Here is a 15,412-nt window from a genome sequence, read left to right as displayed (position 1 = left end):
ATGTTTGAAGCAGCACGCGTTGGTGATGATATCGGCCACTCCGGTGCGCTGGCCGGGATGATTGCCGGAACGATTGTCGGTGGTCTGATTGCCGCCGCCGGGGGGATTCTGGCGGGGGCCATGTTTATTGCCGGCCTTGGCGCATCCTGTCTTGGTGTGGGCGTTCTGCTCGTCGGCGCCAGCCTGGCCGTGGGGTATTACACCGGGGAGCTGGCGACCGCCGCCCGGGACAGCATCGCAGATGCCGGGGCATCCAGTATGACGAAGAAAGGCGTCATCACCTCCGGCTCGCCCAATGTGTTTATCAACGGTAAACCTGCCGCCATGGCCACGGACAGCGCGGTGAAGTGCTCTGACGACGGCTCGCAGCAGATGGCCGAAGGCTCCTCGCGGGTCTCTATTAACAGCCTGCCTGCGGCCCGTATCGGGGATAGAACCACCTGCGACGCGAAGGTGATGACCGGTTCGGACAACGTCATCATCGGCGGCGATCCGCAGCAAACCCTGCCCATTCAGTCTGAAGTCCCGGAGTGGCTCTACAAAGTCTCCGATCTTACCCTGCTGTTCGCCGGGCTTATCGGCGGCTGGGGCGGTGCGGCCGGCAAAGTCGGGGCGCTGTCTAAGCTGCTGGGGAAAATCCCTGGGATCAATAAGCTGGCTCGTATTGCCTGCCGGGCTGGTACGCTGATGACCGGCGTGGCGGCGGCGGGGATCATTGCCCGCCCGGTGGATATCGTCAGCGGACAGAAGTTTCTCAGCGGGGATGATGAGCTGGATTTCGTCCTGCCTTCCCGTCTGCCAGTGCGCTGGCAACGCTACTGGCGCAGCGGCAACCCCGGTGACAGTGTACTGGGCCGCGGCTGGAGCCTGTTCTGGGAAAGCCGCCTTGAACCTTATCAGGACGGCCTGGTGTGGCGCGCACCATCCGGCGATTACGTCGCTTTCCCGAGGGTGCCGAAAGGGCTGCGGACCTACTGCGAAAGCGAAAAAAGCTGGCTTGAACATCACTCTGACGACAGCTGGTCGGTGTATGACGTCAGCGGCGAGCGCTGGCACTATGCGCCGCTGCAGGATGATGCCCCGTCGCTGCTCCAGCGCCTCTCTGAACCCTGCGGCAACGATATCCTCTTCGAGTGGAATGCGGATCATACTCTGCATGCCCTGACCGACAGCGCGGGTCAGCGCGTGGTCTGCCGCTACGACCGTGACAGACTCGCCAGCGCCTGGCTGGATGACGAGATCTGCCTGGTCAGTTACGCTTATGATGAACAACGCCGGCTGGTCTGTGTGACCGGCCGGGGCGGTAGCGTGCGCCGACGCTTCAGCTGGCAGGACGGGCTGATGAGCGCCCACGAGGACGCCAACGGCCTGCTGAGTGAATACCGCTGGCGCGAGATTGACGGTCTGCCTCGCGTGGTTGGCTTCCGCCATAGCGGCGGCGAACAGCTGACGTTCGAATATGATTTTGATAACGGCATCCGTCGGGCCATCCGCGATGACGGCGCGCAGGCGCACTGGCTGGTGGATGACGACGACAATGTCGCGCGCTTCACGGATTACGATGGTCGCCAGACGACATTTGTCTACCGCGACGGCGAGCTCTGCGACGTCATTCTGCCCGGCGGTGCGATGCGTCGCAGCACGTGGGACAAATATGGCCGTATGACCAGCGAGACGGACCCGGCTGGCCGCCACACGGAGTATCACTGGCATCGTCTGACTGACCGCATCACCCGCACGGTATACCCGGATGGCACGTCATCGCAGGCCATGTACGATCTTCGCGGTCGCCTGCTGTCGGAAACGGATCCCGCCGGTAACGCCACCGCGTATCACTATCCCGATGAGGAAGAAAGCCTGCCGGAAAGCATCACCGACGCCATTGGCGGTGTGGTACGTCTGGTCTGGAACCACCAGGGGCTGCTGACGCAGCGTACCGACTGCTCCGGTAGCGTGACCCGCTTTACCTACGACCGCTTCGGACAACTGATTGCCAGCGAGGATGCAGAAGGGAATACCACGCGGCGGGAGTGGAGCCGTGCCGGGTTGCTGAGCGCCGTGATCCATCCAGACGGCAGCCGCGAGTCGCTGGTGTGGAACGAACGCGGCCAGCTCACGGGCTGGCGCGACCCGCTGGAAAGCGAGGTGAACTGGGCCTATAACGCGCTCGGCCTCCCGGTCAGCCTTACCGACCGTATTGGCCGCGCGCGCCAGTGGCGCTACGACCCACGTGGAAACCTGCTGCGACTCGATAACGGCAACGGGGCGGAATACCGCTTCACCTACGACGCCGTGGGCCGCCCGCTCAGCGAAACGCGCCCGGACGAGACCGTGCGCCATATGGAATGGGACGCGCGAGGGTTCCTCTGCGCGCTCGAAGAAAACGGACGGCCTGCCGCCGATGGCGGTATCGCCCGTCGCGTCCAGCAGTTCAGCTATGACGACAGCGGGCTGCTGATTGGACGCACTCAGCGCCATGCGGAGTACAGCTACTTCCGCAATCTGAGCGGTCAAATCACCCGCATCCGCCGCACGCCGACGGCTGAAGGCATTGCCCTGGGTATCGAAAGCGATGAGATCGTTTACCGCCACGATACCGCAGGACGCGTGCTGAGCGAGTCCGGCATTAATGGCGCGGTCGGTTACGAATGGGATGCCCTGAGCAATCTGATCAGTCTGACGCTGCCCGGCGAGCAAAAGCTGGCCTGGCTGCACTACGGCTCCGGCCACGTCAGCGCTATCCGCTTCGGGCAGCAGCTGGTGACCGAGTTCACCCGCGACCGCCTGCACCGCGAAGTTCGCCGCACACAGGGCGCGCGCGAGCAGCTCCGCCAGTATGACAGCCTCGGCAGGCGCACCCGGCAGCGCAGCGAACTGAGCACGAATGTGACCCTGCCGGAGCAGGCGATTCTGGAACGCCTGTATCGCTACACTGCGCGCGGCGAGCTTTCCGGCGTCAGTGACACCCTGCGTGGTGAAGTGGATTACGGCTACGACGCCGAAGGGCGTCTGCTGAAGCACTACGAGGCCCGACAGGGGCACAGCCGCGCGCAGTTCAGTTATGACGCCGCGGATAACCTCGCCGCCAATGACGATGCGGTACCGGTGACGGATAACCGCCTGCAGCACTGGCAGGCGCTGTTTATGAAATACGACCACTGGGGTAACCTGGTCAGCCGCCGCAACGGGCTGTATGAGCAGCATTATGTCTATGACGCCGAGAACCGTCTGGTATCTGCCCGCGGAACCGGACCGGAAGGGCGGTTTGAGGCGCGCTATCACTATGACGCGCTGGGCCGCCGCACGCGCAAAATCGTCACCACCGCGCATGGCACCACCGACACACGCTTCCTGTGGCAGGGCTACCGCCTGCTGCAGGAGCAGCAGAACGCCGGGCTGTGCAGCACGTATATTTACGACCCGAATGAAGCCTGGAGCCCGCTGGCGCGGGTGGAGCACCTTCGTGGCCAGAGCAGCGGTGAGATTTACTGGTTCAACACCGACCTGAATGGCGCGCCGCTGGAGGTGACCGACGAGCATGGCGCGGTGCACTGGAGCGGCCAGTACGGCAGCTTTGGCGAGGTGCGCCATCAGAGCGAAGGGTTCTCACGGCTTGTGAATCGCTCGGCAATGGCTCAACAGCCGCTGCGCTATGCCGGGCAGTACGCTGACGGTGAAACGGGGCTGCACTATAATCTGTTCCGTTACTACGACCCGCAGGTCGGGCGGTTTATTGTGCAGGATCCGATTGGGTTGAATGGCGGGTGGAACCTTTATCAGTATGCGCCGAATTCTCTAATATGGATCGACCCGTTAGGATTGAAAGGGTTCTTTACCCCATCAATTTTTAATGCTCCTTCAGGTAGTACTCATACCGTTTACCAGCAATCAATAGACTGGGACTTACCTGTCAACACGAGGGGAGGAGTAAAAACAAATTTAGATTTAGCTTTGGAAGGTAAATCACCTTTTGTTGTGAAAAATGGAGCCTATTCACAAATAAATATTCACCATTCTAAACAAAATGGGCTAGGATCTTTATTTGAGCTTTCATCAAATACGCATCAGACATATTATGGAACAAATGCTCTCCATCCTTATTTACCAAATGCTCACCCAATTAATCCTGTAAACAGAGATTTATTTAATCTGGATCGTGAAGCATATTGGAGGGGGCGAGCACAAGCAGAATTAAACAGTCGAGCAAAAACTAAATGTGGGTGAGAGATTATGTTATCTGAAAAAATAAAGTTAATGAGTCAATCTCGAGGTTGGTGGTATGATGATATCACTCAAGAGTATAGTGATGCTTTGCTTTCTTTAGGTATTGACCTTTCTTCTGATTTTGCTCAATTTTATTTGCACGTTGAGGATGGGGCTACTTTTCATAGCAGGAATCATGAAATTTATCAGATCTGCTGGTTTGTTATAAATTCCTCATACCAACTTGATCTTAAGAGAACACATGAAATATTAAAAATACCAAACGAGTATATTCCCTTGGATGGTTTTCAAAGCGAGGGTGGGTATTTTTATAACAAAAAAACTGGAGAGGTTTTATTTATCAATGTAGGGGATACTTTAACTAAGTTCCTACAGGGGGAATTAAAGCCTCAATGGGTAGACTTTAATTCTTTCATTGAATGGTTTTTTGATTTAGATAAATGAATGAAATATGCCGGAAACCATTAAGTTCCGGCTTTCATTACTACAGACAATTTTTCCATAGTGTGGAGTATCTAAGATCAAGAAGTCATGACCTTAGTAAGGAAAGCTTATGCCTATTTCATGCGGTAAGCCTGCAAATAAAGATGAAATTAAAATTTTGGAGGGGAAATTCAAAATCCATTTGCCAGATGATTATAAAGAATTTCTCAGATTGAAAAATGGTTTTGTTGTAAAATCCCCGGATTTTTGTGAGCTGGAGTACGCAGGTGTTGATGAAGGGGTTATCGCTTTTTACGCCCTTTTTGGAATGAATATGAAAAATCCAAACCACGATATTTTTCGTCAAAATGAAAATTTTTTAAATGAACTTGATTTTATTGATGATAAGTTAATTATTGGTGATGATCCTGGAGGTGACTTTTACCTTATATTAAATGGCAGTGAAAGCCAAGGTGTGTATTATTGGGACAGAACACATCTACATGCAGAGGATGATATCCAAGAGTTTGAGATCGCTGAGCAAAATGAGTGCGGCAATATCTATAAAATTACTAATAGCTTTACTGAATTTTATAAGAAAATTTGTGAGACATCCCTTGATGTAGGAATGAATGTAACTGTTGATTTATGATATTTCAAAAATAAGCCATAATAAGAATATGATCATGGCTTATTTTTTTTAAATTTGGATGTTAGTAAATAGATAAATAGTAATAAAAAGAATGTCAGATATGCTTGTATTTTATCATTGGTAATAATGCCATTGTATAGAAAAAGGCATTACACAGAAAGGGGCTCAGAATTTGTTAAGGGAAAAGATGAACACTCCACATCATCTGATTGCGAATACCATAATTCTTCTGCCGAGAGATCTTCATGGCAATGTGCCACATATTGGCTCCGCATCAGATATGAGGAGGAAAGGAAAATGTTGAAAAAATTAGAGCGCTTTGGAGCGAAACCGACACCATTACCATTAGATGAACTGAAAAAGAGTTTAAATACATTAGAAACATCAATAGGGCCAATTCCTGAAAGTTATCGTGCCTATTTACTTCATTTTGGCGTTTCTGTTCTTTTTGATGTAAATGTTGTTTTCAAGGCGTTACAACCATCTCCGTGGTCTGATGAGCAAGGAAACGATACGCTTGAGTCTTTGTACGGCCTTGCAGAATCGGGTAAAGAATATACTGTCTTTGAAATGGCTGATACATACCGGAATGATTTTCGCGATCAATGGTTACCGATAGGAGCCTCGTCTGGTGATAATCAAATCTGTCTTTGCCTCAAGGGAGGTATGTCGGGAGAGATCTGGTTTTGGGATCACGAATCTGATCCAATATTCAATGATTCAGTAGTGACCTCCGGGCTGACGAAAATAGCAAACTCCTTCGATGAGTTTGTTGATATGCTTACTGCTCAGGATGATAAAATAGATGCATCAGGGGTAGTTAAAGTCGATCTTGATTTTTAATAAATGTGTACTTGCGGTGATCCTGGCGAAGCCCATCTATTGCTGTAAGGTGGGTGTAGCTGGTGCAGCAGATTACAGCATCAACAGCCGCTTCGCTATGCCGGAGATATATACTTTACCTTTTAAAAATAGCAATCTATAAAAAATTGGAGCGGGTACTATCTTAGGTATCCTCTTAGGATACAAGCCATCTTAATGAACACCAGACTTCCGATAAAATCTGTCAGGAGCAAAATGGCGCAAGATAAGGAGAACTGATGAGTAATGTTAAAAATCTTATTGCAGCGTGTATCAACTGCTATGAAGAAAATGATGTCTTCATCATCGGAATAGGGGATGACAATCATGATCCAAAAAATTTTATCATTATCGGACGATTCGACGAAGATGAATTACCCGTTAATGAATGTATTGGATTCCAGAGTGAGTCAACGGAATATGAGTTAACAGACTCTATTCGTTCTGTTCAGCTCACTGAAGACAAACTTGTGATCGTGCTTAATGAAAATGCTGTAAAAATGATTGGTATCAGGGAATATCATGTGGTCATTCCTGCAGCAAAAGACTCTAAATCGCTTGGAAAGTGTTTGAGAGAAGTGTTTGAAGGCAGTGACGTGCCTCTACAATTACCGTAAGGTTTTATCTGCGACATGGTATCTTGGCTGCATTACTTTTTTCTTAATTGAGAAAATGACGACCTAATCAGTTCCCCACAAATGCACTCACTGGCACGTCAAAATGCTTCGTCAGTGCTCACATATGATTAGATAAATGAATGATATATGCCGAAAACTATTAAGTTCCGGCTTTTATTACTAGAACCAAATTTTCCATAAAGATGGAGTATCTAGGATCAAACAGCCATGACCATAGTAAGGAGAGCTTATGCCTATTTCATGCGGCAAACATGTAAATAAAGATGAAATTAAAGTTTTGGTAAGTTTCTGTGTTTAAACTGCTGTTTAAAAAGTAAAATAGTTATCGTGCAGATAGCTTCATTTATCAGGGTATGGCGGTAGCATGATCATCTGATGTTAAACATTATACCCGCGACCTGAGCGGTCAAATCACCCGCATCCGCCGTACGCCGACAGCTGAGAGCGTTGCCCTGGGTATCGAAAGCGATGAGATCGTTTACCGCCACGATACCGTCGGACGCGTGTTGAGCGAGTCCGGCATTAATGGCGCGGTCGGTTACGAATGGGATGCCCTGAGCAATCTGACCGGCCTGACGCTGCCCGGCGGGCAAAAGCTGGCCTGGCTGCACTACGGCTCCGGCCACGTCAGCGCCATCCGCTTCGGGCAGCAACTGGTGACCGAATTCACCCGTGACCGCCTGCACCGTGAGGTGCGCCGCACCCAGGGCGCGCGCGAGCAGCTCCGCCAGTATGACAGCCTTGGCAGGCGCACCCGACAGCGCAGCAAACTGAGCACGAACGTGACCCTGCCGGAGCAGGCGATACTCGAACGCCTGTATCGCTATACCGCGCGCGGTGAGCTTTCCGGTGTCAGCGACACGCTGCGCGGTGAAGTGGATTACGGCTACGATGCCGAAGGGCGTCTGCTGAAGCACTACGAGGCCCGACAGGGGCACAGCCGCGCACAGTTCAGCTATGATGCCGCGGATAACCTCGCCGCCAGTGACGATGCGGTACCGGTCACGGATAACCGCCTGCAGCACTGGCAGGCGCTGTTTATGAAATACGACCACTGGGGTAACCTGGTCAGCCGCCGCAACGGGCTGTATGAACAGCATTATGCGTATGACGCCGAGAACCGTCTGGTGTCAGCCCGGGGAACCGGGCCGGAAGGGCGGTTTGAGGCGCGCTATCACTATGACGCGCTGGGCCGCCGCACACGCAAAATCGTCACTACGACGCATGGCACCACCGACACCCGCTTCCTGTGGCAGGGCTACCGCCTGCTGCAGGAGCAGCAGAACGCCGGGCTGTACAGCACGTATATTTACGACCCGAATGAGGCCTGGAGCCCGCTGGCGCAGGTGGATCACCTTCGTGACCAGAGCAGCGGTGAGATTTACTGGTTCAACACCGATCTGAACGGCGCGCCGCTGGAGGTGACCGACGAGCATGGCGCAGTGCGCTGGAGCGGCCAGTACGGCAGCTTTGGCGAGGTACGCCATCAGAGCGAAGGGTTCTCGAGAGTTGTAAATCGCACGGCGATGGCACACCAGCCGCTTCGCTATGCCGGGCAGTACGCTGACGGTGAAACGGGGCTGCACTATAACCTGTTCCGCTACTACGACCCGCAGGTCGGGCGGTTTATTGTGCAGGATCCGATTGGGTTGAATGGCGGGTGGAACCTTTATCAGTATGCGCCGAATCCGTTGGGGTGGATTGATCCCCTTGGATTAACTGCCCTAGATACTACAGGATACAATGTTTATGGATTATTTGATCCAGGAGCAACAAAACCTTATTACGTTGGTATAACAGATGATCTTCTCAGGAGAGCGGGAGAACATAGGGATTCTGGGCGATTAACTCCGGGTGCTCAGTTGCTTCCTTTAGATGAGAATGTGACCTATGCACAAGCTAGAGGTTACGAACAATATTACATAGAGGAATATAAAACTCGTACCGGAACAATAGGTGAAGATATTTCAGCTTCTAATCGCGGGAATAAATACAATTCATTTGACCATAGACGTACTGACGGAAGAGGACAGGCTTTTGAAGCAGAATACAGCATCAAGAAAAATGGTTCAGGCGGAAAAGGAAAGAGGTGCGGATGAGTAATTTTAAATTTTGGGCATGGGAGAAAAAACCAAGAACCATGCTTCGCTATGTTAAGCCTGGCGATATATTTTGCTTTAAGGTTGATGGAGGAAAATATCGTTTTGGCCGTATTATGTCATTAATGTCGGTAGGGCATATAGCTGAAATTTTCGATATTTTATCTGATGCGCCTGAAATAACCGAGGGTGAAATTGATAATGCTAAAAGAATTATTCCTCCACTGATTATAGATACCTATTCTCTACTGGATAAGAAAATTGAGCCAGAAAGTGACTGGAGAATAATTGGGCACCAGGACAATTATTCTCCCGATAATGTTGATGAAGTTTATTTTGCATTCGGTATTGGTGATTCTTGCAAAAAGAAAGATTTTTACGGGAATATTTTCACAATCGATGAAAATGAATGGAATGCTCTTCCTAAACTATCACCTAAAAGTGATTTTGATATAAAGAATTTATTAAGTAAATTTTAGGTGTGAAGCCGGGAGATAAAATCTCCCGGTTGATTTATAATTAATAATTATCTGGTGGTTTAATAAATGAACAATGGAGCAATGAGTGAAATACAAAGCTCTATTGGTCTTTAATAGCATTGAATGCATAATTGCCATGAAGAAGCATAATGCGCGATTCTGTAAAAATGTAATGAACGTCAATAACATTGTGGTGAGTATACCGTCACTAAAATGATAAAAATAACAGTATCAAAATTTGATGGGAATAAAGTTGAATTCACCTCGATTTTAGGTAATGGAGTGGGTGTATGGTGTGGTGAATCACCGGAATTAAATAGTTGTTATAATGTCGAATTTGATGTGGATGACATTTTTAAATGGGGCTTGAATATTAATGATGTTTGTCAGGAGACACCTGAAATCAAGGTGGATGGTGATGGAATGTTATTTGTTTCTCAGGTCATCTCTTATGAGAGTGACGGGGTTTTAATTGTTTCATTAGGTGGTCAGATCATTTTTTTAGATGTTGAGTCCTACCCAGGTGGTAGTAAATTTGTTTCGTTTTCAACAGCCATAAAAAATATCTCATTGTATCCTTTTGAAGTGTAGATTGAAACTGAGAAGAACTTACCTGTTCCGCTACTAAGACCTACAGGTTGGGCAGTTAATTGTGCAGGATCCGCTTGGGTTATGTAAGGGATGTGAAGTCAGAGGTCACAATCCATACCAGACGCGGGTAGATCCTCATTACCCCGGAAGACCTGATCATGCATTCTCAATAGATACCAGAACATTTGTATCTGGAATACTTACTTCGAACTGCGATATAAGAAAACACTAAGAATTTTTGAGTCAGTAGCCTGATACGCATCGAGTTCCTTAAGTAAAAGCAAGTTATATAGATTAAAATAGATGGGGTGGTTAGAGAAAAAAGATGACACCTATTTCCTAAGTGTATGAATTATAAAAGATACAAAATAATACATCATCCTATCGATTTTGGAACATATACTATACCCGTACTTGGTCGTACTCATATTAGTAGTTACGGTGTTTGGTATGCAAAATAAGAGTGGTAACTATGTTATTAACAATAAATGAAATTGAAGTTAAATTACATGAAAAATTTTCTCCTTTTAATGGAGAGATGGATGATTTTATTTTGAAAAAAAGAATAGCGCCTGTGGATAACGTTAAACTTTCACAGGAAAGTCTTGGTGTAAATTTCCCCAAGGATTTTATTTGGTTTGTCAATAATTATGATGTTGATAACTTCTCTTTGGGTAATATATCTTTCGGTCATGGCGATGATTATTTGGAGAAAATAGTCAGGATTAACAATGATGAGTTTAATCATTGGTGGATTGGTGAGCATAGACCAGATGGTGTGATATGTATTGCAATATCAGACCCTTATACTATCTTGCTTAATGCTCACGATGGCAAAGTTTATGCGATTACAAGTGAGCAAACTATGGGTGGATGGAAATCGATAGCTGATAGTTTTGAGCTATTTATCAGAGGGGTTGGTTCGCATGTTTTAAAAGCATGCCCGCTAACGGAAATTATAAAGTCAACAGGGGCAAATGATATTTCTTTATGGAGTAGTATATAATGTATTTTTACGGGGAGTATCTCCTGGATATTTCCCGATTTTCATTTATGAACAGCGTGCTAATAATAAAAACACTGTGGGATGAAAATTAATTTCCAAATTAGTTATTTTGATAGACGTTTAGTCACGATTAAATGCTATTCATATCAATATTGGAACGCATGCTATGTTGATAAATAAACTGGTTACAATATTAGCAGTACCTTTCGCCCCTTCGGAATCGGGGAAGGGAATGAAATGGCCACTGATTGAGGACGGTTTACCATTCCCTCTGATTATATTGAGTTTATAAATGAGTATGGAACAGGTCGTATTGCGGACTTTATTGTTATTTTTAATCCCTTTAGTAAAAATGAAGATGTCAATTTTTTTGAACAAACCCAGCGATAGCTTTGCAAGAAAACGCTATGCATAAAACCATATCCAAATTACAGGCCAAATATGGATTGCATAATCCTAATGTACTAAAAAACCAGTCCGCATTGCAGAATATCAACAGGAATACTGCAATTACTCGAAGAGGTATTTACGAAGACTTGGTGAATAACAGAGGTTGGGAACGTCAAAACGCTAAGAAATTTGCCACTGAAACGGCAATGAAACTTAGAGAAGAGTCTATTGGGTTTGCCAGAAAAATGGGTTGACAAAATGTTAAAACCTAATCTTATCGCTAAAATAAGTACCCTGCCTGATGATAATGTCATTGGGCGGATTGGTGGAAATATACCTGAATTCTTTTTAGAAAAACTAGATGATATTCAGGGTTATAAGTTTTATTTGACAGTTCAGAATCCTGATGATGGACATGAGTATATTACGATACTTACTCCTGAAGGATATGATGACATGATTGATAAAAATATCTACCCTAATTGTTCAGTAAAAGTTTTTACGCATACGTTTTCTGATGAAAGCAATAATGATGCATTTACGATAAAACACATTAACAAGGCAGTTATTGTTGGGTATGATAAGGTTGAAAGTGAAGAGTCTGATTTTATCACTAAAACCGAAGAAGCAAGGTTAATACAATCAGAAGATTATTATTTTGATGCTTTGCAAAAGGATGGTTATACATTTTTCATGCAGATAGATGAAGACTATTATCCAGGCGAATTACTTGATGGTAATTACATCTTTGGTTACGGCGCTTTGTATTTGTATAAAAATATATCCAGTGGGGATATTATAGCTGGTTTTTGGCAGTGCTCATAAAAGTAATTAATTAAAACTGGATTAATATAAGAGGTTTTCAGGGCGAGAGCACTTACAACCTTTTTTGATATGATTGGGGGATGTGAAGTTAGATATCTTTAAGAAACACCATGTTGTTGTGTCAAACTCAGCCCCTTTTAGAAAGAGTCGTACGATAGGGGTATAACCAGATTAAAAAATTATATAATTAGTATGCCAATTTGCACTGTGAGAATTTTTATAAAACACTCTGTTATAAAAGATAGGTTCTAAAAATGCATAAGCTAAGGATTGCTTCAGATTATCCTGATCATTATTGGTTTGAATACCAGCACCCTGACGTATCTGGAAGTGCTTTTTCTCAATGTAAATCAATTGAAACTAACGAAGGTTATTTTTTTACATTAAAATCTAAGGTGAGTGAGAAGGCACTGCTTGCATACGATTTTTATTATAGTGATGGGCCTATATTCATATCGCCAAGATTAGCATCACTAATTTCTTGTCACGACGTTTTTCGGACTGATGTTCAACTTATTGACGCAACTGTATCTGTAAATGAAATCCAACATCAAGGGTATAAAATAATTAATATACTAAGAGAGGTTTCATGCATCGATATGGAAGCTTCGGAAAGCCAACCTATATTAAGTTATTTACCTAATGGTCCAAGGAAGTTTAGTAAAGTAGTCTTCCAAGAAAATGTTGTTGAAAATTTTAGTGTGGCAAGATGTAGTGAATATAAATCTTGTATAATTGTTTCAAATGAGTTTAAAAAATTCCTTTCTAATTATGACGTGAAAGGAATAGAGTTTGTTGACCCTCTTTATTATTAATATGTCTATGGTTTAAGTTAGTGAAAATGGTCCGGGAAATAATTTCCAGGATTATAAGGTTTGTTTAAAGTACAGTTCAAAGAGGATTATTATCCTATCATTAACTACTTTCTTTTCATAGCATAAAAGATAAACCATTAAGGATTGTGCGTATGAGTCATTTAGAATATAGAAAAGCTTATGGCTTAGATGATTTAATATATAGAATTATGGGTGGGTATACATTAGATAATTTTTGTGTGTATACAAATGAATATGAATCATCTGCTAAAGAAGATCTTGTTTGTTATTTAGAGAACTATCCTGTCATTAGTGATGACGATGAGGAAGTATACCCCGATTTTGTTGTCGTAAATTCGCTAGAGCTGTTTTTCTATGGAGACCAATTTATAGATGTATTACATAATATCTCTATCCAAAGAGAAAAACCTTCTGTTAAGGATTTCATATCAGGATTAAATTTTTATCTAGAGAACGATAACTTTATAGAACTTTGATTCAAAGAACGAGAGAGTGATTTAAAATTGATTTACTTAGCTTGTCAGAAGGTAATACATTCTGGAAATGTTATGCTAAATTAATGGATTGTTACTGAGGGCTATATTTATGGATGCGTATGAGACAATGGTAAATGAGATAGAAAAAGCATTAAAAAAACTCCTTGCTATATGCAATAAATACTCGCTGCCAGGGAGTTTCAGCATTGTCAGTGACTTGGGTAATGCATTCCCATCCAACTTACCTCGTTCGACAGAGATAGATTTTTTATATAAAAATTATAATCCTGAAAGGTTAAAAATTGAAACAGGTTACACGCCAATTAAAATTCACTCTGTCAGTGAGTTATTGAAGGCTCAAAGTGGTTATGAATATTTACCAGATAATTATCTTGTTATTGGCGATGATTTAGGTGGAGGCAAACCTATAATTGCAGTTATCGATGAGGGGAATACCTCTGTTTATGCAAGTTATGATGTGATTGAACCTTTTCAGATTGCTAGTAGTCTTTCTGAATTCATATTTTCTCTAGCTGAGCTTATTGATTTGGTATATGGTGATTACGATATCTTTGATATAGCAGATGATAACGAAGAAGTAAAAGATGATTTTATTGATGAGTTGCGGAAAAGAGTTGTTCCTATTCTCGGTAATGAAGGTTTTAATGCATTCTATGATTATTTTTATGGCTAGGATGCATGTTTTATGATGGGAAGATATGAGGTGACAATTATACGGATTGACCTGCTCCCCGTTGATTAAGACACCTCAATGTTAGTCATCTAGTTATTGGAGTTGCGAACTTCCGCTCCTCGCTGTGAGTTCAACGGGTCGATGCAACGCTATCCTTAATCAAGGGGGTCGTTGGATGCTTAGTTGTGGGAGCAGTGATGCTTGAATCAAACTGATGATCACGACGTTTCTGAGAAATTCTATGACCTTTTTAAACCTGTCCACTAAGGATTTCTGTAAATTCTCTGCGCTTCCTTGTTGCCCATTCAGGTTTGATAGAGAGCATTAAAATATATTGTTTACGAAAATAAACATACCTGAATTCCATTTCAGGTGAGCTATTCATGGCTGCATACTCTGTAGCCAGACCTGCCACACCACACTCAACAAACCAATAAAGAATCTCATCATCACTAAGGGTTACTTTACGCGCTATTTCGGCACCTCTTTCATTGACAATGAAATGATATTCTTTGCCATGAATTTCCAGGTATGGAGTCGCCATACCGTCAGGTCTATCAGGGATGGTGAAGTAATAATTGGGTCTTATTCCTCCTCCAATTCTTTCACCGATTTTGAGAAGTTCTGCGCGTAACTCTTCGATATTTTTCATGATTTATTGTTTTTGAGCGTTAACTGTTCGTTCCAGACCGCATTTCGCTCACAGCAGGCTAAAAGAGTTGATGGTATGTTGCACTGTGAGACCAATACATTCAGGCATCTTCCCACAGCGGCATCCATCCAACAGGTAACTGTTCCTTATCAAATCCCTCAAACCAGTAAACTGTACCTTTTGGCCCAACAATCGGCACTTCTCCCCAACCCTGATGAAACAATGCGCGACTCCAGTCCGGCTTGAGACGACCACGCCGTTTAAGGCGCTCACCATTACAAGCAGTTGCTCGTATTGAGGGAAAGTTAATAAAGAAACTTAACGGCATTTCCTCTTTTTGCGCACGTTGCAATTGCCTTGATATCCAGTCTTGATTACGTTTGCGAAGTTTTTGTTTCATTGGCTACTGTTCTGATTCGACTCACTTATAAATCAATGATCTCACTGTAATCCGACACAATGCTTTGTTCAAGAATGTCCGCTCCTCGCTGTGAGTTCAACCGATGGACGCAACACACTTATTGAATCGCTCTGCGGGTGATTCATAGTCTAGCGTTTTTCTGGGC

At 45.1% G+C, this 15,412-nt stretch carries 15 protein-coding genes and 1 pseudogene; 14 read left to right on the top strand and 2 right to left on the bottom strand.

The window, feature by feature from the left end:
- The 14 genes and pseudogenes from V6E55_RS21380 (at window position 1) to V6E55_RS21315 (ending at window position 14,194) form a co-directional block, all read left to right on the top strand.
- On the top strand, window positions 1-4,224 hold the full coding sequence (locus tag V6E55_RS21380) for an RHS repeat-associated core domain-containing protein (RefSeq protein ID WP_316943876.1): 4,224 nt from the start codon (window positions 1-3) through the stop codon (window positions 4,222-4,224).
- Window positions 4,225-4,230: 6 nt separating this feature from the next.
- Complete coding sequence (locus V6E55_RS21375) at window positions 4,231-4,668, top strand: hypothetical protein (RefSeq protein WP_155030806.1); 438 nt, start codon at window positions 4,231-4,233, stop codon at window positions 4,666-4,668.
- A 109-nt stretch (window positions 4,669-4,777) separates the two neighbouring features.
- A complete protein-coding gene (locus V6E55_RS21370; protein WP_316943875.1) occupies window positions 4,778-5,299 on the top strand; it encodes an SMI1/KNR4 family protein in 522 nt (173 codons plus the stop codon).
- A gap of 297 nt (window positions 5,300-5,596) precedes the next feature.
- Complete coding sequence (locus tag V6E55_RS21365; RefSeq protein ID WP_208595058.1) at window positions 5,597-6,142, top strand: SMI1/KNR4 family protein; 546 nt, start codon at window positions 5,597-5,599, stop codon at window positions 6,140-6,142.
- Between the two features lie 257 nt (window positions 6,143-6,399).
- Window positions 6,400-6,777 (top strand): hypothetical protein, encoded by a 378-nt coding sequence (locus V6E55_RS21360; protein WP_316943874.1) that lies wholly within the window; start codon window positions 6,400-6,402, stop codon window positions 6,775-6,777.
- 407 nt (window positions 6,778-7,184) lie between these two features.
- Window positions 7,185-8,897 (top strand): annotated as a pseudogene (locus V6E55_RS21355) (RHS repeat-associated core domain-containing protein); the annotation flags it as partial.
- A complete protein-coding gene (locus tag V6E55_RS21350) occupies window positions 8,894-9,376 on the top strand; it encodes an immunity 26/phosphotriesterase HocA family protein (RefSeq protein WP_316943873.1) in 483 nt (160 codons plus the stop codon). The pseudogene V6E55_RS21355 and the gene V6E55_RS21350, both read left to right, overlap by 4 nt.
- Before the next feature lie 213 nt (window positions 9,377-9,589).
- Window positions 9,590-9,967 (top strand): hypothetical protein, encoded by a 378-nt coding sequence (locus V6E55_RS21345; protein WP_316943872.1) that lies wholly within the window; start codon window positions 9,590-9,592, stop codon window positions 9,965-9,967.
- Window positions 9,968-10,439: 472 nt separating this feature from the next.
- Window positions 10,440-10,973 carry an SMI1/KNR4 family protein gene (locus tag V6E55_RS21340; RefSeq protein ID WP_316943871.1) on the top strand — a complete coding sequence of 178 codons (534 nt, stop codon included), beginning with the start codon at window positions 10,440-10,442 and terminating at the stop codon, window positions 10,971-10,973.
- Between the two features lie 407 nt (window positions 10,974-11,380).
- Window positions 11,381-11,617, top strand: a complete 237-nt coding sequence (locus tag V6E55_RS21335; RefSeq protein WP_316943870.1) for a hypothetical protein — start codon at window positions 11,381-11,383, stop codon at window positions 11,615-11,617.
- A 4-nt stretch (window positions 11,618-11,621) separates the two neighbouring features.
- Complete coding sequence (locus V6E55_RS21330; protein WP_316943869.1) at window positions 11,622-12,188, top strand: hypothetical protein; 567 nt, start codon at window positions 11,622-11,624, stop codon at window positions 12,186-12,188.
- A 254-nt stretch (window positions 12,189-12,442) separates the two neighbouring features.
- Entirely contained in the window at window positions 12,443-13,003 is a 561-nt protein-coding gene (locus tag V6E55_RS21325; RefSeq protein WP_316943868.1) for an imm11 family protein, read from the top strand.
- Window positions 13,004-13,155: 152 nt separating this feature from the next.
- A complete protein-coding gene (locus V6E55_RS21320; RefSeq protein ID WP_316943867.1) occupies window positions 13,156-13,500 on the top strand; it encodes a DUF7716 domain-containing protein in 345 nt (114 codons plus the stop codon).
- A gap of 109 nt (window positions 13,501-13,609) precedes the next feature.
- Complete coding sequence (locus V6E55_RS21315; RefSeq protein ID WP_316943866.1) at window positions 13,610-14,194, top strand: hypothetical protein; 585 nt, start codon at window positions 13,610-13,612, stop codon at window positions 14,192-14,194.
- Window positions 14,195-14,444: 250 nt separating this feature from the next.
- On the opposite strand, the gene V6E55_RS21310 is transcribed toward V6E55_RS21315, so the two are convergent.
- Both V6E55_RS21310 and V6E55_RS21305 read right to left on the bottom strand, forming a co-directional pair.
- Window positions 14,445-14,846, bottom strand: coding sequence for an Imm63 family immunity protein (locus V6E55_RS21310; RefSeq protein WP_236921638.1), 402 nt, complete (start codon window positions 14,844-14,846; stop codon window positions 14,445-14,447).
- A gap of 100 nt (window positions 14,847-14,946) precedes the next feature.
- A complete protein-coding gene (locus V6E55_RS21305) occupies window positions 14,947-15,246 on the bottom strand; it encodes a hypothetical protein (RefSeq protein WP_126328447.1) in 300 nt (99 codons plus the stop codon).
- Window positions 15,247-15,412: the final 166 nt, after the last annotated feature.

The sequence above is a fragment of the Enterobacter sp. 342 genome, assembly GCF_036663495.1.
Lineage (GTDB): Bacteria > Pseudomonadota > Gammaproteobacteria > Enterobacterales > Enterobacteriaceae > Enterobacter.
Note: the sequence above shows the minus strand (reverse complement) of the source record. Positions and strands in the feature narration are given on the sequence as shown.

Excerpts from the sequence above, each read along its gene's own strand:
- V6E55_RS21380 (WP_316943876.1), top strand. The coding sequence starts at position 1 with ATGTTTGAAGCAGCACGCGTTGGTGATGATATCGGCCACTCCGGTGCG.
- V6E55_RS21375 (WP_155030806.1), top strand. The coding sequence starts at position 4,231 with ATGTTATCTGAAAAAATAAAGTTAATGAGTCAATCTCGAGGTTGGTGG.
- V6E55_RS21370 (WP_316943875.1), top strand. The coding sequence starts at position 4,778 with ATGCCTATTTCATGCGGTAAGCCTGCAAATAAAGATGAAATTAAAATT.
- V6E55_RS21365 (WP_208595058.1), top strand. The coding sequence starts at position 5,597 with ATGTTGAAAAAATTAGAGCGCTTTGGAGCGAAACCGACACCATTACCA.
- V6E55_RS21360 (WP_316943874.1), top strand. The coding sequence starts at position 6,400 with ATGAGTAATGTTAAAAATCTTATTGCAGCGTGTATCAACTGCTATGAA.
- V6E55_RS21350 (WP_316943873.1), top strand. The coding sequence starts at position 8,894 with ATGAGTAATTTTAAATTTTGGGCATGGGAGAAAAAACCAAGAACCATG.
- V6E55_RS21345 (WP_316943872.1), top strand. The coding sequence starts at position 9,590 with ATGATAAAAATAACAGTATCAAAATTTGATGGGAATAAAGTTGAATTC.
- V6E55_RS21340 (WP_316943871.1), top strand. The coding sequence starts at position 10,440 with ATGTTATTAACAATAAATGAAATTGAAGTTAAATTACATGAAAAATTT.
- V6E55_RS21335 (WP_316943870.1), top strand. The coding sequence starts at position 11,381 with ATGCATAAAACCATATCCAAATTACAGGCCAAATATGGATTGCATAAT.
- V6E55_RS21330 (WP_316943869.1), top strand. The coding sequence starts at position 11,622 with ATGTTAAAACCTAATCTTATCGCTAAAATAAGTACCCTGCCTGATGAT.
- V6E55_RS21325 (WP_316943868.1), top strand. The coding sequence starts at position 12,443 with ATGCATAAGCTAAGGATTGCTTCAGATTATCCTGATCATTATTGGTTT.
- V6E55_RS21320 (WP_316943867.1), top strand. The coding sequence starts at position 13,156 with ATGAGTCATTTAGAATATAGAAAAGCTTATGGCTTAGATGATTTAATA.
- V6E55_RS21315 (WP_316943866.1), top strand. The coding sequence starts at position 13,610 with ATGGATGCGTATGAGACAATGGTAAATGAGATAGAAAAAGCATTAAAA.
- V6E55_RS21310 (WP_236921638.1), bottom strand. The coding sequence starts at position 14,846 with ATGAAAAATATCGAAGAGTTACGCGCAGAACTTCTCAAAATCGGTGAA.
- V6E55_RS21305 (WP_126328447.1), bottom strand. The coding sequence starts at position 15,246 with ATGAAACAAAAACTTCGCAAACGTAATCAAGACTGGATATCAAGGCAA.